Source organism: Nocardiopsis sp. NRRL B-16309 (assembly GCF_001279585.1).
Lineage (GTDB): Bacteria > Actinomycetota > Actinomycetes > Streptosporangiales > Streptosporangiaceae > Nocardiopsis.
The window spans coordinates 115,083-128,664 of sequence record NZ_LGEC01000080.1; the positions used below are offsets into that span (position 1 = coordinate 115,083).

At 74.0% G+C, this 13,582-nt stretch carries 12 protein-coding genes; 9 read left to right on the plus strand and 3 right to left on the minus strand.

The window, feature by feature from the left end; translation table 11 throughout:
- Positions 1-16: 16 nt before the first annotated feature.
- The 5 genes from ADL05_RS17155 to ADL05_RS17175 all read left to right on the plus strand — a co-directional run bounded on the left by ADL05_RS17155 (position 17) and on the right by ADL05_RS17175 (position 5,950).
- Entirely contained in the window at positions 17-1,102 is a 1,086-nt protein-coding gene (locus ADL05_RS17155; protein ID WP_053618113.1) for an AAA family ATPase, read from the plus strand.
- Entirely contained in the window at positions 1,102-3,636 is a 2,535-nt protein-coding gene (locus ADL05_RS17160) for a DUF5682 family protein (RefSeq protein WP_231640783.1), read from the plus strand. Before ADL05_RS17155 ends, ADL05_RS17160 begins: the two co-directional genes overlap by 1 nt.
- On the plus strand, positions 3,633-4,793 hold the full coding sequence (locus tag ADL05_RS17165) for a VWA domain-containing protein (protein ID WP_053617980.1): 1,161 nt from the start codon (positions 3,633-3,635) through the stop codon (positions 4,791-4,793). The genes ADL05_RS17160 and ADL05_RS17165 overlap by 4 nt, the downstream gene beginning before the upstream one ends.
- A gap of 123 nt (positions 4,794-4,916) precedes the next feature.
- A complete protein-coding gene (locus ADL05_RS17170) occupies positions 4,917-5,369 on the plus strand; it encodes a helix-turn-helix domain-containing protein (protein ID WP_053617981.1) in 453 nt (150 codons plus the stop codon).
- A 14-nt stretch (positions 5,370-5,383) separates the two neighbouring features.
- Positions 5,384-5,950 carry a putative toxin-antitoxin system toxin component, PIN family gene (locus ADL05_RS17175; protein ID WP_053617982.1) on the plus strand — a complete coding sequence of 189 codons (567 nt, stop codon included), beginning with the start codon at positions 5,384-5,386 and terminating at the stop codon, positions 5,948-5,950.
- Positions 5,951-6,037: 87 nt separating this feature from the next.
- On the opposite strand, the gene ADL05_RS17180 is transcribed toward ADL05_RS17175, so the two are convergent.
- On the minus strand, positions 6,038-6,238 hold the full coding sequence (locus ADL05_RS17180; protein WP_053617983.1) for a DUF397 domain-containing protein: 201 nt from the start codon (positions 6,236-6,238) through the stop codon (positions 6,038-6,040).
- A 410-nt stretch (positions 6,239-6,648) separates the two neighbouring features.
- Between ADL05_RS17180 and ADL05_RS17185 the strand changes: the two genes are divergently transcribed.
- Both ADL05_RS17185 and ADL05_RS17190 read left to right on the plus strand, forming a co-directional pair.
- Positions 6,649-8,028, plus strand: coding sequence for an MFS transporter (locus ADL05_RS17185; protein WP_053617984.1), 1,380 nt, complete (start codon positions 6,649-6,651; stop codon positions 8,026-8,028).
- A gap of 123 nt (positions 8,029-8,151) precedes the next feature.
- Positions 8,152-8,922: an O-methyltransferase gene (locus tag ADL05_RS17190; protein WP_231640784.1), complete on the plus strand. Its 771-nt coding sequence runs from the start codon at positions 8,152-8,154 to the stop codon at positions 8,920-8,922.
- 254 nt (positions 8,923-9,176) lie between these two features.
- Here the strand turns inward: ADL05_RS17190 and ADL05_RS17195 are convergent, their stop codons facing one another.
- Both ADL05_RS17195 and ADL05_RS17200 read right to left on the minus strand, forming a co-directional pair.
- Positions 9,177-9,545, minus strand: coding sequence for a DUF3140 domain-containing protein (locus tag ADL05_RS17195; protein WP_053617985.1), 369 nt, complete (start codon positions 9,543-9,545; stop codon positions 9,177-9,179).
- 16 nt (positions 9,546-9,561) lie between these two features.
- Positions 9,562-10,665 carry an SDR family oxidoreductase gene (locus ADL05_RS17200; RefSeq protein ID WP_082376488.1) on the minus strand — a complete coding sequence of 368 codons (1,104 nt, stop codon included), beginning with the start codon at positions 10,663-10,665 and terminating at the stop codon, positions 9,562-9,564.
- Positions 10,666-11,070: 405 nt separating this feature from the next.
- On the opposite strand from ADL05_RS17200, the gene ADL05_RS17205 reads away from it, so the two are divergent.
- Both ADL05_RS17205 and ADL05_RS17210 read left to right on the plus strand, forming a co-directional pair.
- The gene (locus ADL05_RS17205) at positions 11,071-12,972 is read left to right on the plus strand and encodes a glycoside hydrolase family 15 protein (RefSeq protein ID WP_053617986.1); all 1,902 of its coding nucleotides are present in this window, start codon (positions 11,071-11,073) and stop codon (positions 12,970-12,972) included.
- Entirely contained in the window at positions 12,969-13,481 is a 513-nt protein-coding gene (locus tag ADL05_RS17210) for a DUF1360 domain-containing protein (protein ID WP_053617987.1), read from the plus strand. Before ADL05_RS17205 ends, ADL05_RS17210 begins: the two co-directional genes overlap by 4 nt.
- Positions 13,482-13,582 lie beyond the last annotated feature (101 nt).

Here is a 13,582-nt window from a genome sequence, read left to right on the forward strand (position 1 = left end):
CCCCGACGGAGACCCCGTGTCCAGCGCGGCCCTGCGCCCCCACGCCGAGCAGACCTACGCCGCCGAGCTGGCGGCCCTCGCCGGGGCCGACGACCGCCAGCGCCCCCCGGGCTGGAAGCTGTCCCCGTGGGCGGTCACCCAGTACCTGCTGGGCACCACGATGGACGACGGCACCGAGATCACGCCGAAGTACATCGGCTCCCGCCGGGTCGTGGAGGTCGCCGTCGCCACGCTGGCCACCGACCGCGCCCTGCTGCTGATCGGCGTGCCCGGCACGGCCAAGACCTGGTTGTCGGAGCACCTGGCCGCGGCCATCGCCGGCGACTCGACCCTCCTGGTGCAGGGCACCGCCGGCACCTCGGAGGAGGCCGTCCGGTACGGCTGGAACTACGCCCGGCTGCTCGCCGAGGGCCCGTCCGAGGCCGCGATGGTCCCGAGCCCGGTCATGACCGCGATGGCGCGCGGGTCGATCGCCCGCATCGAGGAGCTCACCCGGATGCCGTCCGACGTCCAGGACGGGCTCATCACGGTCCTGTCGGAGAAGGCGCTGCCCGTCGCCGAGCTGGGCGTGGAGGTGCAGGCCCGGCGCGGGTTCAACGTCATCGCCACCGCCAACGACCGCGACCGCGGCGTCAACGACCTCTCCAGCGCGCTGCGCCGCCGCTTCAACACGGTGGTGCTGCCCGTCCCCGACAGCGCGGAGGACGAGGTCCGCATCGTCACCCAGCGCGTGGAGCAGCTCGGCCGGGCGCTGGAGCTGCCCGAGGTGCCCACCAGCCTCACCGAGATCCAGCGGGTGGTCACCGTCTTCCGCGAGCTGCGCTCGGGGGTGACCGAGGACAACGGCACCAAGGTCAAGTCGCCCAGCGGCACCCTGAGCACCGCCGAGGCGATCTCCGTCATCACCAACGGCATCGCGCTGGCCGCCCACTTCGGCGACGGGCTGCTGCGCCCGGCCGACGTGGCCGCGGGCATCCAGGGAGCGGTCGTGCAGGACCGCGTCTCCGACGGCGTGGTGTGGCGCGAGTACCTGGAGACCGTGGCGCGCGGCCGCGAGGGCTGGAGCGAGTTCTACCGCGCCTGCCGCGAGGTGAGCGCCTGATGCGCCGACTGGACACCAGTGGGCTGCACGTCCTGGGCGTGCGGCACCACGGCCCGGGTTCGGCCCGGGCGGTCCGGGCGGCCCTGGAGGAGATCAAGCCGGACGCCGTGCTGATCGAGGGGCCGCCCGAGGCGGACGGGCTCACGTCCCTGGTGGGCGAGCTGGAGCCGCCGGTCGCCCTGCTGGCCTACCTGGCCGACACCCCCAAGGGGGACGCGCCGCGGGCGCGGGAGGAAGGGGGAGGCGCTGCGGCCGGAGGCCGTCCGTTGAGGGTGGCGGCGGGCGGCGGGTGGGCGTTCTGGCCCTTCGCCTCCTTCTCCCCGGAGTGGCAGGCGCTGCGCTACGCGGTCGAGCACGACGTCCCCGTGCGCTTTTGCGACCTGCCCGCCGCGCACACCCTCGCCGAGCGCGTCGCCCGTGCCGAGGCGCGGGACCAGGCGGAGCGGGCGAGGGCCGAGGAGGAACGGGACGAGAGCGAACGGGTTCCCGGGGAAGGACCGGAGGCCGCGGGGGACGTGCCCGGAGGGGGCTCGCGGGAGGACGCCCGGCCGGAGGCCGTCCGGAAGGAGGCACCGTCCGAGAAGGCGGGAGGGGAACCGGCTCCGGGAGAGGTGTCGTCCGAGGACGCTCGGGACGAGGCGCCGTCCGAGGCCGGGCAGGACGAGAACGGTGTCCGGGTGGACCCGCTGGGCGTGCTCGCCCGGGCCGCGGGCTACGACGACACCGAGCGCTGGTGGGACGACGTCATCGAGCAGCGGCGCGACGACCAGCCCTCGCCGTTCCCGGCGATCGCCGACGCCATGGCGGCCGTGCGCGCCGAGACCGGCCCCGAACGGGGCCGGGACGCGCGCCGGGAGGCGTACATGCGCCAGACCCTGCGCGCGGTGCTCAAGGAGGGGCACGACCGGGTCGCCGTGGTCTGCGGCGCCTGGCACGCGCCCGCCCTGCGCGACGTCGCCGACTACTCCGTCAAGGACGACACCGCCCTCCTGCGCGGACTGCCCAAGGCCAAGGTCAACGCCACCTGGGTGCCCTGGACCCACGGGCGCCTGGCGGCCGACAGCGGCTACGGCGCGGGGGTGTCCTCCCCGGGCTGGTACCACCACCTGTTCACCGCGCCGGACCGGCCGGTGCACCGCTGGCTCACCGACGCCGCGCGGCTGCTGCGCGAGGAGGGGCAGGCCGTGTCCTCGTCGCACGTCATCGAGGGGGTGCGGCTGTCGGAGACCCTGTCCGTCCTGCGGGGGCGCCCGCTCGCCGGGCTCGACGAGGTGTCCGAGGCGCTCACCTCCGTCCTGTGCGAGGGCGAGACCGCCCGCGCGGCGCTCGTCCACCGCCGGATGGCGATCGGCGAGCGCATGGGCGCCGTTCCGCCCAGCACGCCCATGGTGCCGTTGCAACGCGACCTCGCCGCCGCCCAGAAGCGGATGCGGCTCAAGCCCGAGCCCTTCGACCGCGACCTCGACCTGGACCTGCGCAAGGAGAGCCAGCGCGAGCGCGGTGTCCTGCTGCACCGGCTGCGCGTGCTCGGCGTGCAGTGGGGCGTGCCCCGAGACACCGGCGGCGGGCAGCGCGGCACGTTCCGGGAGGCCTGGCGGCTGCGCTGGGAACCGGACATGGACGTGGCGCTGATCGAGGCGAGCCGGTGGGGCACCACGGTGGCCTCGGCCGCCGCCGCCCGGGCGGTCGACCTCGCCGAGGACGCCGACCTGCCCGCGCTCACCGGCCTCACCGAGCAGTGCCTGCTGGCCGATCTCGGTGACGCGCTGCCGCACGTGCTCGCGCTGCTCACCGACCGCGCGGCCACCGACAGCGACGTCACCCACCTGATGGCGGCGCTTCCGGCGCTGGCGCGTTCGGCCCGGTACGGCGACGTGCGCGCCACCGACGGCGGCCACCTGCGCGCGGTCGCCGAGCAGATCCTGCGGCGGGTGTGCGTGGGGCTGGCCCCGGCGGTGCACGGGCTGGACGACGACGCGGCGGCCGAGTTCGTCCGGCGCATCGACGCCACGCACGCCGCGGCCTCCCTGCTCGGCGGGGACGCGGCCGACGCGTGGACGGCCGCCCTCGTCGCCCTGGCCCGGCGGGACACCCTGCCCGGGCGGATCGCCGGCCGGATCACCCGGATGCTGTCGGACGGCGGACTGCTCTCGGCCGACGAACTGCGCCGCCGGCTGGGCCTGGCGATGTCCCCGGGGACCGAGCCCGCGGACGCCGCCGCCTGGCTGGAGGGGTTCCTCCAGGGCAGCGGGCTCATCCTGGTCCACGACGACCACCTGTTCGGGCTCATCGACACCTGGCTGCTGAGCCTGCCCGAGGAGCGGTTCACGGCGGTGCTGCCCCTGCTGCGGCGCACGTTCGGCGGCTTCGACGCCCCCGAGCGCCGCGCGATCGGGGAGGCCGCGGCCCGCGTCGACGGCTCGCCGCGGCCCGACGACACCGCCGCCGAGCGCCGCCTCGTGGACGCGGACCGGGCCGCGCCCGCCGTGGCCGCGGTGCTGGCCGTCCTCACCAACGGAAGGAGCCACACGTGAACGCCGTGGACGAACGGGAACGACGCTGGCGGCTGGTCCTGGGCCGGGAGGCCCGGTGCGGAGGCGGATTGAGCAGCGCCGACCAGGGGATGGACGCCGCCCTGGAGGCCCTGTACAACCGGGGCGACGACTCCGGCACCGGTGACGGCCGCCGCTCGGCCGGCCTGGGCGCGTCCGCCCCGCGGGTGTCGCGGTGGCTGGGCGACATCCGGGAGTACTTCCCGACCTCCGTCGTGCAGGTCATGCAGAAGGACGCGATGGAGCGGCTCGGCCTGCACCAGCTCCTGCTGGAGCCGGAGATGATGGAGGCGGTCGAGCCCGACGTGCACCTGGTGGGCACGCTGCTCTCGCTCAACCGGGTGATGCCGGACGAGGCCCGCGAGTCCGCGCGCGCGGTGGTGCGCAAGGTCGTCGACGACCTCGAACGCCGGGTGGCGCAGAAGACCCGCTCGGTCGTGCGCGGCGCCATCGACCGGTCCGCGCGCACGTCCCGGCCGCGGCGGGTCGCCGACATCGACTGGAACGCCACCATCCGCCGCAACCTGGCGCACTACCTGCCCGAGCACAACACGATCGTGCCGCAGACCCTCGTGGGCTACGGGAGGCGCAGCCGCGGGGTGCAGAAGGACGTGGTGCTGGCGATCGACCAGAGCGGGTCCATGGCGTCGTCCGTGGTGTACGCGAGCGTGTTCGGCGCGGTGCTGGCGTCGATGAGCGCCCTGCGCACGTCACTGGTGGCGTTCGACACCGCGGTGGTCGACCTGACCGAGGAGCTGACCGACCCCGTCGAGGTGCTGTTCGGGACCCAGCTCGGCGGCGGCACGGACATCAACCGGGCCATCGCCTACTGCCAGGGGCTGATCACCAGGCCCAACGACTCGGTGTTCGTGCTGATCAGCGACCTGTACGAGGGCGGGGTCCGCGCGGAGATGCTCAAGCGGGTCGCCGCGATGAAGTCCGCCGGCGTGCAGGTGGTGGTCCTGCTCGCCCTGTCCGACGAGGGCGCGCCGTTCTACGACCGCACGAACGCCGCGGCCCTGGCGGAGATGGACGTCCCGGCCTTCGCCTGTACTCCGGACGCCTTCCCGGAACTCATGGCCGCCGCGATCCAGGGACAGCCCCTGACCGCCTGGGTCGACCAGCACCAGGACACCTGACCGCCCGGGGCCGCGCCGCACCGCGCGGCCCCGGGCCCGTGCTCCCGGCCTTGGCGCGCGCCGGAGTGGCATTCGAGTTGCACTTATGACAGATATGGCGAGTCGGTGGCCGGAGGGGTCGAGATGGCGCGATCGAGTGTTCTTGGCAGTGCCCTGCGGATCGAGCCCAACGACGAGGACCGCAGCGCTGCGGCGAAGGTCGTCAGCTCCGCGGCCGGAGGCAGCCCGCACCTGGTCCTACGGCTGTCCGACGACACCGAGGTCCGGCTTCCGGACTCCTTGCTGAGGGTCCTCCTGGCGTCGGCCGGTGAGCTCTCCGAGGGGCACGGCGTCACAGTGCTGTCCCTCGACACCGTCCTGACCCCCGCTGAGGTCGCCGAACTGCTGGGTGTGTCACGGCCGTTCGTGGTGCGCCTGCTCGACGAGGGGCGCATCCCCAGCGAACGCCTTCCCGACAGTCGGCACCGGGTCGTACGGCTGGTCGACGTCCTGGAGTTCAGGGCGGCGAGGGAGAAGCGGCGCACGGGAAGACGGCGGATCGCTGAAGAAGTGGACTCCGCCGAACTCCCCTACTGAGTGTCAGGTCGCACATGGCTCGGATCTTCGTCGACACCAACGTCCTCTTCCCCTTCTCGATCATGGATCTGTTGCCGACCCTGACCGAGGACATGCTCCACGAGGTGATCTGGACCGAGAGACTGCTCCGTGAATGGGAGCGGGTGATCGTGCGCGAACAGCACCGGTCGGCGGTGTCCGCTTCCGCGATCACGGCGGCCGTCCGGGAGTACTTCGCCGAGAGCCGTGTGGCGGAGGCCGCCTACATCCACCTGGTGAAGGACATGCCCGGCGACGACCCCGATGACCGCCACCACATGGCCGCCGCCTTGGCGGGTGGGGCTCGCGAGATCCTCACATGGGATCGGGGGGACTTTCCGGCCGGTCCCCTGGCGGATCTCGGTCTGCGGGTCATCGACCCGGACACCTATCTCCAGGAGTTGCTCGCGGAGCTACCGGATGAGGTGGCCGCCACCCTCATACGCCTGGCCGACGAGAAGCGCCGACCGCCCAGAACACCGGAGGACCTCGCGGACGCGCTGTCCAAGGCGGGGGTTCCCGTGTTCGCGGAGGACCTGAGGACGCGGCTTCGCCGTCGCTGAGGCGGCTCACCGTTGACACCTGTCCGGCCGAGGACGCGCCGATGGCGCGTCCCCGGCCCCGCGATCTCCGCCCGGGGCGGAAGCCGGTCAGAGGTCGGTCTTGGCGGTGTCGAGGAAGGCCTGCCACTCGCCGGGGCCGAAGGCGAGGCTGCCGAGGTCCCGGTGCCGGGTGTCGCGCACAGCCGCCCCCGTCGCCCAGTCCGCCACCTCCACACAGGCGGCCTCACTCTGCGAGTAGCTGGACGTGCGGAAGGCACGAGCGCCAGGGGAGGGGGTCGGTGCGTTCATGACGTCATTCCTTGTCTTGACTGTGCTCGCGGGCAATACGTTCGAGCAGCGCCAGCGTGGGGGTTCCGTCGTCCAGGGCCGCGGCACGCAGCCGGTTGTAGATGTCCGCGCAAGAGTCCTTGGTGGCTGCCGTACCAAGGCCGTACGCATCGCCACTGTACGCACCCCTTCCGTCGCACGGCGTTCGGCCCTGGAACCGGAACGCGGGCGAACAAGGCGCTCCCGTGGCGGTCCACGGGAAAACCGGTGGCGGGGGGCCGGGCATCCGGCTAGCCTTCCGCTCGTGCCCGAGTCGAAAGACGTGGCCGCCTAGCGGCGGCCCGCCCCACAGCAGGTCCGCCGCATCAGCGTCCATCGCCGGTGCGGCCTTCGGTGCTGCCCGGCTTCACGTCTGAGGCTCGGAGCTCTTCGTGCACGAACGCCACCGCGGCGGGGTCGTCCTCGCCGCCGTTCTGCTGTCCACACTCGTCTTCCCGCTGTCCATCACCGGCGCCTCCACCGCCCTTCCCGACATGCAGGCGCGGCTCGGGGGCGGACTGACCGCCGCGCAGTGGGTCATCAACGCCTACAACGCCTGTTTCGCCGCCTTCCTCGTGGTCGCCGGTTCGGTGGCCGACGCGGTCGGACGGCGCAAGGTCTACGCCGTGGGCGTCGGCCTGTTCCTGCTGAGCGGCGTGCTCGTCCCCTTCGTCCAGGACATCGCCGGACTCGTCCTCCTGCGCGCCCTGGGCGGAGCCGGGGCCGCCGCCGCGGTCGCGGGCGGAACCTCGCTGCTCGCGGCCGCGTTCGAGGGCCCGTCGCGGGCGCGCGCCTTCGGCCTGCTCGGTACCGTGCTCGGCGCGGGGACCGCGTTCGGCCCGGCCGTCTCCGGCCTGCTGGTGGAGTCCATGGGCTGGCGGTCCGCCTTCGTCGCGCCCGCCCTGGTCGCCGGTGCCGTCCTGCTGTTCGTGCCGCTGCTGCCGTCGTCGCGCGGCACGGGCCGCCGGGTCGACGTGCTGGGCGCGGCGCTGTTCACCCTGGGCCTGCTGGTTCTCCTGGCCGCGCTGGTCGAGGGTCCGGAGCGGGGACTGCCCGCGGCGGTCGGGGCCCTCGTCGTCTCGGCGCTGCTGCTCGGCGGGTTCGTCCTGGTCGAGCGTGGTCGTCGGGAGCCCCTGGTGGACCTCGCGCTGCTGACCGACCGCGGCTTCGTGGCGTACGCGCTCGCGGCGGCCACGTTCATGGCGGTGCTCGTCCCGCTGCTCGTGTACCTGCCCTCGTACTTGATCGGGGTGGTCGGGCTGTCCGCGGGTCAGACGGGCCTGTGGCTGCTGATGTTGACCGTGCCGACGCTGCTCCTGCCCACAGTGGGCGCCGAACTGGCCGCACGGCTGCCGCACACCGCTGTCGTGGTCGGGGCCCTGGTCCTGTGCGGTGCGGGAGCCCTGGGGCTCCTGGTGCTGGGACCGGACGTCACTCCGCTCTCCCTCGCGGTCCCGTTCGTCCTGATCGGTGCGGGCGTCGGGCTGACCAACGGGCTCATCGACGGCCTCGCGGTGGGCACGGTCCCAGCCGAACGTGCCGGAACGGCGGCGGGGGTGTTCAACGCGGTCCGGCTCACCCTGGAGACGGTCGCCATCGCCGTGGTCGGCGCCCTGCTGGCGGTTCTGACGGGCGGCCGACTGGAGGGCATGGCATTCACCGACGCGTTCCACACCGTGGCCGTCTCGCTCGGCGGGCTGACCGCCGTCGTCGTGGCCGGGGTGTGCGTCCTGCGCCGCAGGAGCACCACCGAGGGGGCCCGCGTGGGCTGACCGCCTAATGTCCGATTCCGGACAGCGTGACCGGCCGGGCCGTCCGCCAGTGGATGATGGGCTGGACGGCCCGGCCACCACGCGCGGGCCGTCGTTGGTGTCGGCGTGAACGGGGTGAGCGGTGTGACGGGATTCGCGGACGGGCTGGGCGACGCCCGCAGGGCTGTGAGCGCCTACTTCGGCTTCCACGAGCCGGAGCAGCGGAGCACCAGGGACCCGGAGGGCGGCGACCTCCTGGACGACATCGGGGACACGGTCCACGGAGCGGACCTGCCCGTCCTCGACCGGACGAGGCGCACCGCGCCCCCGGAGACGGACGCGTTCGACCGACCGGCCGCCCTGGCGGCGATCGAGGCCGACACCGAGGCCATCGGCTTCACCATGGCGTGCGAGGAGCCCGTCGGGCGCCTGCTCCGCGCCCTCGCCGCCGCCAAGCCCGGCGGACGCCTCCTCGAACTGGGCACGGGGACCGGCGCGGGCACCGCGTGGCTGCTCGCGGGCATGGACGGGCAGACCACGCTCGACACCCTCGACCACGACCCCGAGGCCCTGGCGGTGGCACGCCGCCACCACGGGGGCGACCCGCGCGTGACGATCCACGAGGCCGACGGCGGTTCGTGGCTGGCCGACCGGGTGGGGGCACCCGGCTACGACCTGGTGTTCGCCGACACCTGGCCCGGCAAGTACACCCACCGGGACGAGGCGCTCTCCCTGGTGCGCCGGGGCGGCTTCTACGTGGTCGACGACCTCGATCGCCAACCCGAGGGAGCGGTACCCGACGACCACCGGTCGGCCGTCGACGCGCTCGTCGCGGACCTGGAGTCCCGGACGGGCTGGGCAGTCCTGCCGCTGCTCGGCTGGTCCTGCGGCGTGCTCGTCCTGGTCCGCACCTAGGACGAGGGGAGTCCCCGCCCCGGTGAGCCCTGACGCCCCGGCCCCGGCGGTCCAAGGAGAGCCCGGTACGCTTCTGCGGCCCCTTGAGCCCCGTGAACCCGGAGAGCCCGCAGGACCGGGGCGCTCGGCGGGTCAGCGGTCCCGGCCTCGACGAATCGGGTACTCGCGGCCCCGACGCCCCGACGCCCCGACGCCCCGACGCCCTGACGCCCAGGCGGGCCCGTGAGCTTCAGGTGCCCAGGCGACCCGGGGCGCTACGGCGCGCCCTCCTCCTCGCCCGGCCAGACCGAGTCCGGGCGCAGCGGGTCGTGGCCCACCGACATCAGTCGGCGACGCCAGCCCGGATCCTCGCGGTGCGGCTCGGCCAGCGCGTCGTGGACGAAGCGCGCCACGTCGCCCATCAGCCGGATGTCGGACTCCGTGACGTCGGCCTTGCGCTTGTTGAGCACGGCCACGATCTCCTCGCCGCGGCCGGAGACGTTCAGATCGGGTTCGGGCTGCTCGAACGACTCCTCACCGGAGGCATCGGTGAGCAGCCACTCCCGCAGCTCCTCTCCCGTCATGTTCACCACGGAGTGGAAGTCGTCCCAGACCTCGTCCACCGCGGGGTCGTGTTGAGCCATGGTCCTCCTCCTCTCGTCACCGGCCCGGCCGTGTCCGCGACCGGAACCCGTGCGTCCGTGCCCCGGGGAGCCCGCGTACCCCGCGCGGCCCGCGCGACCCGCGTACCGCCTTGTACGCGGCCGCGGCCGCCGCGCAGGCGCCCACGGCCGCGGCGGTCACTCCGAGGCGCCGCCGGTTCAGCTGTTCCTGGACGCTGCGCGAGCGCGCCTCGTCGTCGAACACCCCGTGCGCGCCGTGGTCGCGGTCGTCGTCCAGCGGACGGAACAGGTTGTCCGGTCTCCGGACCGGCCCCTCCTCGTCCTCGCGGACCTGCGACTGCACGCCGGTGGCCCCGAGCCGACGGTCGAGCAGCCGCGGCGCCACCCGCTGCCCCAGCACCGTGCCGACGGTCGACCCGCCCACCCAGTGGCTGCGCCGACGCGGGTGCTCTGCGGACCACACGATCGCCCGCGCGGCCACCTCGGGCTGGTACACCGGGGGAACCGGGCGGGTGGGCACTCCCACGCGCGCACGCACCCACGAGAACTGCGGTGTGTTCACGGCGGGCAGGTGCACCTCCGTGACGCGCACGTTCGATCCGTCGTGGGCCAACTCCGCGCGCACCGAGTCGTCGAAGCCCCGGATGGCGTGCTTGGCTCCGCAGTAGGCCGCCTGCAGGGGGATCCCCCGGTAGGCCAGCGCCGAGCCGACCTGGACGATGACGCCCGCGTCCCTGGGCATCATCCGGTCCAGAGCGGCCCGGGTGCCGTGGACGTAGCCGTGGTAGCAGACGTCCGTGACCCGGTGGTACTCCTCGGGGGAGACGTCGGTGAAGCGGCCGATGACCGACAGCAGCGGAGCGTTCACCCACACGTCGATGGGTCCGAGTTCCGACTCGATGCGCTCGGCCGCCTCGTTCACGGCCGCCGCGTCCGCCACGTCCGCCTCGACGGTCACGGCCCTCGTTCCCGCGGCCCTGGCCTCCCGGGCGGCCGACTCCAGTCCTTCGGCTCCTCGTGCGACCAGGCCGAGCATGTAGCCGCGGCGGGCGAACTCGCGGGCCGTCGCCCGGCCCACGCCCGCGCTCGCGCCGCAGACCACCGCGACCCGGTCGGTCCTCGGTTTGCGTGTGCCCGTCATCCGATTCCCCTCCATGCCGCGTGTTCGACCGATGGGCCCGGGACTTCCCCCAGGCCCGGGACTTCTTCCCAGGTCCGGGTCCTCGCGTGTCCGGGCCCCGAAGCGCACCCGGCGCCGACGTCCGGACCGGAGGGCGCAGCGGCCTCCAGCCCGTCCAGGCCCGGAAGCGCACCCGGCGCCGACACCTCCGCACCACGCATCGGTCGTCCGTCCGGCCGCTGAGGCGCGCCGGACGTCGACTTGCCCGAGCCCCGGCCCGACCGGCCCTCAACGGGTGCGCTACCCAGGCACGCCCCTCGTCATACGTGCCCCCGTCCGGGGTGGGCCCGCCGTTTCGTCCTGTCGCCCGTTGGGCAGTCGGATGGATGACAGATCGCGCGGACACCGCGACCCGGGGGTGATGGTATGGACGGGGCCCGGCCCCAACCGTGGATCGGCGGGCACGCGTTCCTCTCCGACTGCGCCACGGCGGCCCTGGTGGCGCCGGACGGCACCGTCGACTGGATGTGCGCGCCTCGCTTCGACTCACCGTCCCTCTTCGCGGGCATCCTCGACTCGCACCGGGGCGGAGGGTGGCACCTGGAAGTGGAGGGCGCGCGCCCCGTGGAGCGGCGCTACCTCGACGGCACGCTGGCCCTGGAGACCCGTTGGGAGGGCGCCGGTACCAGCGCGGTCGTGACCGACCTGCTGGCCGTCCGGCACTCCGGTCCCAGCCTGCGCAGTGAGGGCGTGCTGGTGCGCCTGGTGCGCTGTGTGTCCGGGCTCGCCACGGTGGTCTCCCGCGTGGCCGCGGCACCCGACTACGCCCGGCGCGGCGCCGACTGGCGGCCGGACGGGCACGGCCTCCTGCGCGAGAGGTCGGGCCCGCTGCTGTGGGGCACCGGTGTGCCCCGCACCGGCGCCGACGGCGCCGTGGAGTACCGCCACGAGATCTCCGAGGGCGGCACCGCCGCGTTCGCCCTCGACTACCTCGGCGAGTCCGGCGTCACCGACACCGCCGGCTGCGAGGCCCTGGTCGAACGAACGCTGGAGTCCTGGCGCGCCTGGTCCGACCGGACCCGCTACGACGGAGCCGGGGCCCAGCACGTGCGCCGGAGCGCCATCGTGCTGCGCGGCCTCCTGCACGAGGAGTCCGGCGGCCTGATCGCCGCGCCGACCACCTCACTGCCCGAGTGGCCCGGAGAGGCCCGCAACTGGGACTACCGCTACGTCTGGCACCGGGACGCGGCCCTGGCCGTGCTGGCCTTCCTGCGCCTCGGGCACGAGGCGGAGGCCCGCGGCTACCTGGACTACCTGCTGCGCACGTTCCGCCGCACGCCCCAGCGCCTCGGCCCCGTGCACACCGTCGACGGCGAACTGCCGCCCGAGGAAGAGGAGCTCGACCACCTCGACGGACACGTCGGCACCGGCCCGGTGCGCATCGGCAACGGGGCCCGCGGCCAGAACCAGATCGACGTGTACGGCCATGTCCTCGACGCCGCGCTCTCCTACCAGCATGCCGTGGGCGACCTGACCGAGCAGGACCTCCACGGGCTCTGGCGGATCGCGACGGCGGCCCGCGGCCTGCGCCCGTGCAGGGGCCACGGCCCCTGGGAGTCACGGGGCGAGCCGCGCCACTGGACCACCTCGCGCGTGTACCTGTGGGTCTGCCTCGACCGGGCGGTCCAGCTCGCCGAGCTGACCGGACACCGGGATCCGCCGCCGGTGGACGCATGGCGCGAGGAGGCCCGCTCGCTGCACGCCGAGATCCTCGAACAGGGGGTCGACCCCGGCTCGGGCGCCTTCATGCAGTCCTACGGCAGCGACCGCGTGGACGGCTCCCTGACGCGCGTGCCGCTCGTGGGATTCCTCTCGGGACGCGATCCGCGCGTCCTGCGCACCCTGGAGCGCCTGGACGCCGAACTCGGTGTCGAGGGCGCCGGTGACCTCCTCCAGCGCTACCACCCGATCCACACCCGCGACGGTCTGGAGACCGACGAGGGGGCGTTCCTCCTCTGCTCGTTCGACATGGTCTCCGCGCTCGTCCTCGCGGGACGCGTCGACGACGCCCAGCGCCGGTTCGAGCGGCTGTGCGAACGGGGCGGGCCGCTCGGCCTGCTCTCGGAGGAGATGGACGCGCACGGCACCATGCTCGGCAACTTCCCCCAGGCCTTCTCCCATCTGGCCCAGATCAACGCCGCGATCAACCTCGACTCCGCGGGGGACGTCGAGGCTCTGCGTGAGTGGGCGCGCCGCCGGTCCGGCGGTCACGCGCCGGCGAAGGACGGCCGAGAGACGGCACCGTCCGGGAGGGAGAGGTCGGCATGACCGAGCCCAAGCAGAGGATCGAGGAGGAGGCGCGCGCCTACCGCGGGGACAGTCGGCAGCCCTTGGGCGGATACGCGGCCACCGTGGCGGTGTACACGGCCCTGGTGGCCGCCGGCGTGGTGACGGCCCGGGTGACCGGCAGGCGGGGCGTGGCGCCGGACGTGGGGCCGTGGGACCTGGTGCTCATGGGCCTGACCACGCACAAGCTCTCCCGGACGCTGGCCAAGGATCCGGTGACGAGTCCGCTCCGCGCGTTCTTCACCCGGTACCGCGGCGTCTCCGCTCCCTCCGAGCTGAAGGAGGAGGTGCGCGGGGAGGGCGGTCGCCGCGCGGTGGGCGAGCTGGTCACCTGCCCCTTCTGCACCGCGCAGTGGGTCGCGACCGGCTACGCCTTCGGGCTCGTGTTCGCCCCCGGCCTCACCCGGAGCGCGGGAGCCGTGTTCAGCGCCGTGGCGCTGTCGGACTGGCTGCAGTTCGGGTACGCGCGCCTGCAACAGGCCCAGGAGTGAGTCCGCGGTCCTCGGTCCGTACCGCCCGGCGCGTGATGGCGCACGTGCTCCCCGCCCGAACGGCCTTCCGGCACGCCGCCGCTCCCATGCCTGCGCTCGGA